The organism is Acidovorax sp. HMWF029, assembly GCF_003060895.1.
Lineage (GTDB): Bacteria > Pseudomonadota > Gammaproteobacteria > Burkholderiales > Burkholderiaceae_C > Acidovorax.
In genome coordinates, this window is the sequence record NZ_QAIH01000199.1 from 1 (window position 1) to 4,945 (window position 4,945).

Genomic DNA, 4,945 nt, shown 5'->3' on the forward strand with positions numbered 1-4,945 from the left:
GCAGGGGTCGTGGCCATGGACGCATCAAGGGGGGCAGAACAACCATTGTTGTTGCGACAGGATTTCTTGACAATCCCATGAAGCATTGACACTCTGTATGAAAAATTTTGACAATCCGCCGGCTGCCGACCGCCTGGACCTCTCGGCCCTGACCTTGCTGGTGGAGATCCTGGACGCGGGCAACCTCAGCCTGGCGGCGCGCAAGCTCAAGATGAGCCGCGCCAACGTGAGCTACCACCTCGCCCAGCTCGAAAAGTCGGTGGGCGTGCAGCTGGTGCGCCGCACCACCCGGCGCGTGGAGCCCACCGAGGTGGGGCTGCGCCTGTATGAACATGGCCGCAGCATCGTCAACGAGATCCTGGCGGCGCAGGAGACCATCGCCACCCTGGGCAAGAGCCTGCAGGGCCGCGTGGGGCTGAGCATGCCCGTGGGTTATGGCCAGGTGGTCATGGCCGGGTGGCTGATCGAGTTCAAGCGCCTGTACCCCGGCATCCTGCTGGAGGTGATGTTCGAGAACCGCGTGAGCGACCTGGTGCGCGAGGACGTGGACATCGCCATCCGCATCATGACCGAGCCCCCGCCCACGCTGGTGGCCCGCCCGCTGGGGGCCGTGCGGTATGTGGTGTGTGCTTCCAGCGGCTATGCCCAGGCACAGGGCCTGCCCCGGCAGCTCAGCGACCTGGGGGCGGTGCCTCTCATCTCCGCAGGGTTCATTGGCCGCGAGCTGCGCGTGGCCGCCTACCGCAACGGCCAGCGCGAAGAGGTGCTGCCCCGGCCCACGCTGCTGTCCGAAAACATGCTGTTCCTGCGCGACGCGGTGCTGGAGGGCCTGGGCGTGGGCCTGATGCCCGACTACGTGGTGCAGGGCCTTGTGGACCAGGGCCACCTCGTGACTGCGCTCGACGACTACCGCCTGAGCGTGTTCGGCACGCAGATGTTCTTGCTCTACATGCCCAACCGCTACCAGACCAGCTCGGTGCGCACGCTGATCGATTTCATCCTGGCCAAGGTGGGTGAAGGCCACGCGGCACACCCCGGCGGCGCGCCCATAATGCCGCTGATGTCCACTGCGCGCACCCCAGCGCCCTTTTCATGAACACACCCAACCCCCCCAAGCGTTTTTCGATGATCCGTGAATTCCACCTGGCGGACTGGTTCACGCTGGGCAACGCGTTCTGCGGCGTGGGGGCCCTGTTCTCTGTGATGTCGTACCTGGAGACGGGCGACATCGTGCACATCTACTTCGCCTGCGCCCTTGTGCTGGCCGCGCTGGTGTTTGACGTGCTCGACGGCCGCATCGCCCGCTGGCGCCAGAAAAGCTCGGCCATGGGCCGCGAGCTGGATTCGCTGGCCGACGTGATCTCGTTCGGCGTCGCCCCGGCCATCATTGCTTATGGCTGCGGCATGCAGGGCCTGTACGACCGCATCGTGCTGGCCTACTTCGTGGCCTGCGGCGTGTCGCGCCTGGCGCGCTACAACGTCACGGCCGAAACGCTGTCCGAAGGCACGGGCAAGGTGAAGTATTTCGAGGGCACGCCCATCCCCACATCCATCGTGCTGGTGGGCCTGCTGGCCCTGGCCGGCGCGATGGGCGCGGTGCGCGAACACCTGTGGTTCGGCAAGGTCCTGATCGGCGGCTTCACGCTGCACCCGCTGGTGCTGGTGTTTGCGGTGTCGGGGTCGCTGATGATCAGCCGGATTCGAATTCCGAAACTCTGATTGCTACAAAAACAATAGCTGCTAAATTAATGTGGTTGCGCGCAGGCAGCCATTTTTGTTCATATTTCAAGGTGCAGCTGGCCGCCGGTTCACCAGCACAATGCCCGCTGCCACCAGCACCAGTGCCGCCACCAGCCCGGGCGTGACCGGTTCGCCCAGCCAGAGCGCGCCAAACAGCAGCGCAAACACGGGCGTGAGAAACACAAACACTGAGATCTTGGTGGCCGGGTAGTGCGCCAGCATCCACATCCAGGCCAGGTAGCTCACAAACGCGCCCACCAGTGCCTGCACCAGCAGCGAGCCCCAGGCAAACGCGCTGAACTGCCAGACCCACGCCTCGCCCAGGCCCAGCGACAGCACCGGCAACACGGCCGTGCTTACCGCCACTTGATAGAAAAGTTGCTTTGCTGGCGCCACGCGCGCCAGCGGGGTGGTGCGGATGACCACCGTGGTCAGCGCCCACATCAGCCCCGCCGCCAGCCCCATCAGGTCGCCCAGCCAGGCGCGGGGCAGGGCGGCATTGGCGGGGCCCAGCAGCCCGTCGCCCAGCGCCAGCCCCACGCCCACAAACGCGGCAGCCAGGCCCAGCCATTGCCAGCCTTGCAACCGCTCGCCGGGGATGAAGCGCGGAAGCAGCAGCGCCACCCAGAAAGGTGAGGCATAGAGGAAGACGGTAAGCCGCGAGGCGGTGGTGTACTGCAGGCCCAGGTAAATGCACGCAAACTCGCCCGCAAACAGCGCCCCCGCCAGCAGCCCGGCCCGCGTGGCCCCGGCGGGCTCGCCCGCTGCCGACAGCCGCACGCCACGCCACAGGCACCAGGCGGCCACCGCAACCGTGGCCAGCGCAAAGCGCACAAAGGCCTGGAACACCGGCGCCACCTCGGCCACCGTGGCCTTGACCAGCACCTGCTGGAAGCCCCAGAACATGCAGCAGGCGAGCAGCACAGAGATGGCGAGGGCGTCGAGGTGGGTTTTGCGGGTGGAAGGCATCGGGGGATTATCAAAGGGGTGTTGCGCGCGGGCGGTCGCTTGTGTGGCGCGGCCGGGTGGCCCCCGCTTCTGTGCGCCTATAGCGCTGGAACAGGCGCTTACATGGGCCCACGGTACACTTTGCGCCTTCTGAAACAGCTTCCCGCGCTCCTTTCCACGCCCTTCATTCATGGCCCTCACGACTGCGGCCCAGGCCCGCAACAGCTTTGACCTCAAGAGCGCCTCGCTGCCCGTGGTGGCCGTGCTGCTCAAGACCACCGACGCCGCACAGTTTGCGGCCGACCTGGCCGAGCGCGTGGCCGATGCCCCGGGCTTTTTCGACAACGACCCGGTTCTGATCGATCTGGCCCCCGTGCGCGAGGCCGAAGCGCCCATCGATTTCGCCTCCATCGTGGCCGAACTGCGCCGCCACAGCACCCTGCCCGTGGCCGTGCGTGGCGGCAGCCCCGCCCAGATGGAGGCTGCGCGCGCCGTGGGCCTGGCGGCTTCGCCCGATGCGCCCCCCGCGCGTGCCGAGGCACCCGCGCCGGTGCAGGAAGTGGTGCGCGAGGTGATCCGTGAGGTTGAGGTGGAAGTGGTGCGTGAAGTCCCGGTGCAGGTGCCCATGCCCGGCCCCGGCACCGTGGTGGTGGACAAGCCCTTGCGCTCCGGCCAGCAGGTGTATGCGCGCGGCGCCGACCTGGTGGTGATGGCCGTGGTGAGCTTTGGCGCCGAGGTGATTGCCGACGGCAACATCCATGTCTACGCCCCGCTGCGTGGCCGCGCGATTGCCGGTGCACGGGGCAATACCGAAGCCCGTATTTTTTCGACCTGCCTGGAGCCCCAACTGGTCTCCATCGCAGGCATCTACCGCACCACCGAGACCGAGCTGCCCGCTGATGTGCGTGGCAAGCCCGCCCAGGTGCGGCTGGAAGGCGAGAAGCTCCTGATCGAGCCGCTGGCCTGAGCCCTTCATTCCCCATTCGTATCAACCCACAGAGAATCAGCAACACATGGCCAAAATCGTCGTCGTGACCTCCGGCAAGGGTGGCGTGGGCAAGACCACCACCAGCGCCAGCTTCGCATCCGGCCTCGCCCTGCGCGGCCACAAGACCGCCGTGATCGACTTTGACGTCGGCCTGCGCAACCTGGACCTCATCATGGGCTGCGAACGCCGCGTGGTGTATGACCTGATCAACGTGATCCAGGGCGAGGCCAACCTGAACCAGGCGCTCATCAAGGACAAGCAGTGCGACAACCTGTTCGTGCTGGCCGCCAGCCAGACGCGCGACAAGGACGCCCTGACCCAGGACGGCGTGGAGAAGATCCTCAAAGACCTGGCCGAGATGGGTTTCGAGTACATCGTGTGCGACTCGCCCGCCGGCATCGAAAGCGGCGCGCTCATGGCCATGCACTTTGCCGACGAGGCGCTGCTGGTGACCAACCCCGAGGTGTCCAGCGTGCGCGACTCCGACCGCATCCTGGGCATGCTGGGCAGCAAGACCAAGCGTGCCATCGATGGTGGCGAGCCCATCAAGGAGCACCTGCTCATCACGCGCTACAACCCCAGCCGCGTGGAAGACGGCCAGATGCTGAGCCTGGAGGACATCCAGGACATCCTGCGCATCAAGCTCATTGGCGTGATCCCCGAGTCGGAAGTGGTGCTGCAGTCGTCCAACCAGGGCACGCCCGCGATTCACTCGCAGGGCAGCGATGTGAGCGAGGCCTACAAGGATGTGATCGACCGTTTTCTGGGTGCCACCGACAAGCCGCTGCGCTTCATCGAGGCTGAAAAGCCCGGTTTCTTCAAACGCCTGTTCGGGAGCAAATAAGCCATGGCTTCTTTCCTCTCCTTCCTTCTCGGCGAAAAGAAGAAAACGGCCAGCGTGGCCAAGGAACGCCTGCAGATCATCCTGGCGCACGAACGCAACGGACGCAACGCCTCCGAGCCCGACTACCTGCCCGCGCTGCAGCGCGAACTGGTGGCGGTGATCTCGAAGTACGTGAAGATCAATCCCGAAGACCTCAAGGTGCACCTGGAGCGCCAGGACAACCTGGAAGTGCTCGAAGTCAAGATCGAGCTGCCTGATACGGTGCGTTGAAGCGCGGCGCGTCAAGCGCCGTGCGAAAGGCCCTGCCATGCTGTCCCATGTGTTCCTCGGCGTGAACGACTTTGACCGGGCGATGGCGTTCTACAGCCCCGTGCTGGAGCGCCTGGGCCTGGTCTTGCGTTTTACCGAGCCCGCCCGCCCCTGGG

General features: G+C 65.7%; 6 protein-coding genes and 1 pseudogene. 6 read left to right on the forward strand and 1 reads right to left on the reverse strand.

Annotated elements, in window-relative coordinates; translation table 11 throughout:
• Positions 1 to 133: 133 nt before the first annotated feature.
• Together DBR12_RS13930 and pssA are read left to right on the forward strand one after the other, a co-directional pair.
• On the forward strand, positions 134 to 1,096 hold the full coding sequence (locus tag DBR12_RS13930) for a LysR family transcriptional regulator (protein WP_108617813.1): 963 nt from the start codon (positions 134 to 136) through the stop codon (positions 1,094 to 1,096).
• Positions 1,093 to 1,719: a CDP-diacylglycerol--serine O-phosphatidyltransferase gene (pssA, locus tag DBR12_RS13935; protein WP_108617808.1), complete on the forward strand. Its 627-nt coding sequence runs from the start codon at positions 1,093 to 1,095 to the stop codon at positions 1,717 to 1,719. Before DBR12_RS13930 ends, pssA begins: the two co-directional genes overlap by 4 nt.
• 66 nt (positions 1,720 to 1,785) lie before the next feature.
• On the opposite strand, the gene DBR12_RS13940 is transcribed toward pssA, so the two are convergent.
• Positions 1,786 to 2,709 carry a DMT family transporter gene (locus DBR12_RS13940; RefSeq protein WP_108617809.1) on the reverse strand — a complete coding sequence of 308 codons (924 nt, stop codon included), beginning with the start codon at positions 2,707 to 2,709 and terminating at the stop codon, positions 1,786 to 1,788.
• Between the two features lie 169 nt (positions 2,710 to 2,878).
• Between DBR12_RS13940 and minC the strand changes: the two genes are divergently transcribed.
• From minC to DBR12_RS22880, 4 genes and pseudogenes are all read left to right on the forward strand, one after another.
• Complete coding sequence (gene minC, locus DBR12_RS13945; protein WP_108617810.1) at positions 2,879 to 3,655, forward strand: septum site-determining protein MinC; 777 nt, start codon at positions 2,879 to 2,881, stop codon at positions 3,653 to 3,655.
• A 46-nt stretch (positions 3,656 to 3,701) separates the two neighbouring features.
• Positions 3,702 to 4,520 carry a septum site-determining protein MinD gene (minD, locus tag DBR12_RS13950; RefSeq protein WP_108617811.1) on the forward strand — a complete coding sequence of 273 codons (819 nt, stop codon included), beginning with the start codon at positions 3,702 to 3,704 and terminating at the stop codon, positions 4,518 to 4,520.
• Positions 4,521 to 4,523: 3 nt separating this feature from the next.
• On the forward strand, positions 4,524 to 4,790 hold the full coding sequence (minE, locus tag DBR12_RS13955) for a cell division topological specificity factor MinE (protein ID WP_056163087.1): 267 nt from the start codon (positions 4,524 to 4,526) through the stop codon (positions 4,788 to 4,790).
• Positions 4,791 to 4,827: 37 nt separating this feature from the next.
• A pseudogene (locus DBR12_RS22880) lies at positions 4,828 to 4,945 on the forward strand (VOC family protein); the annotation flags it as partial.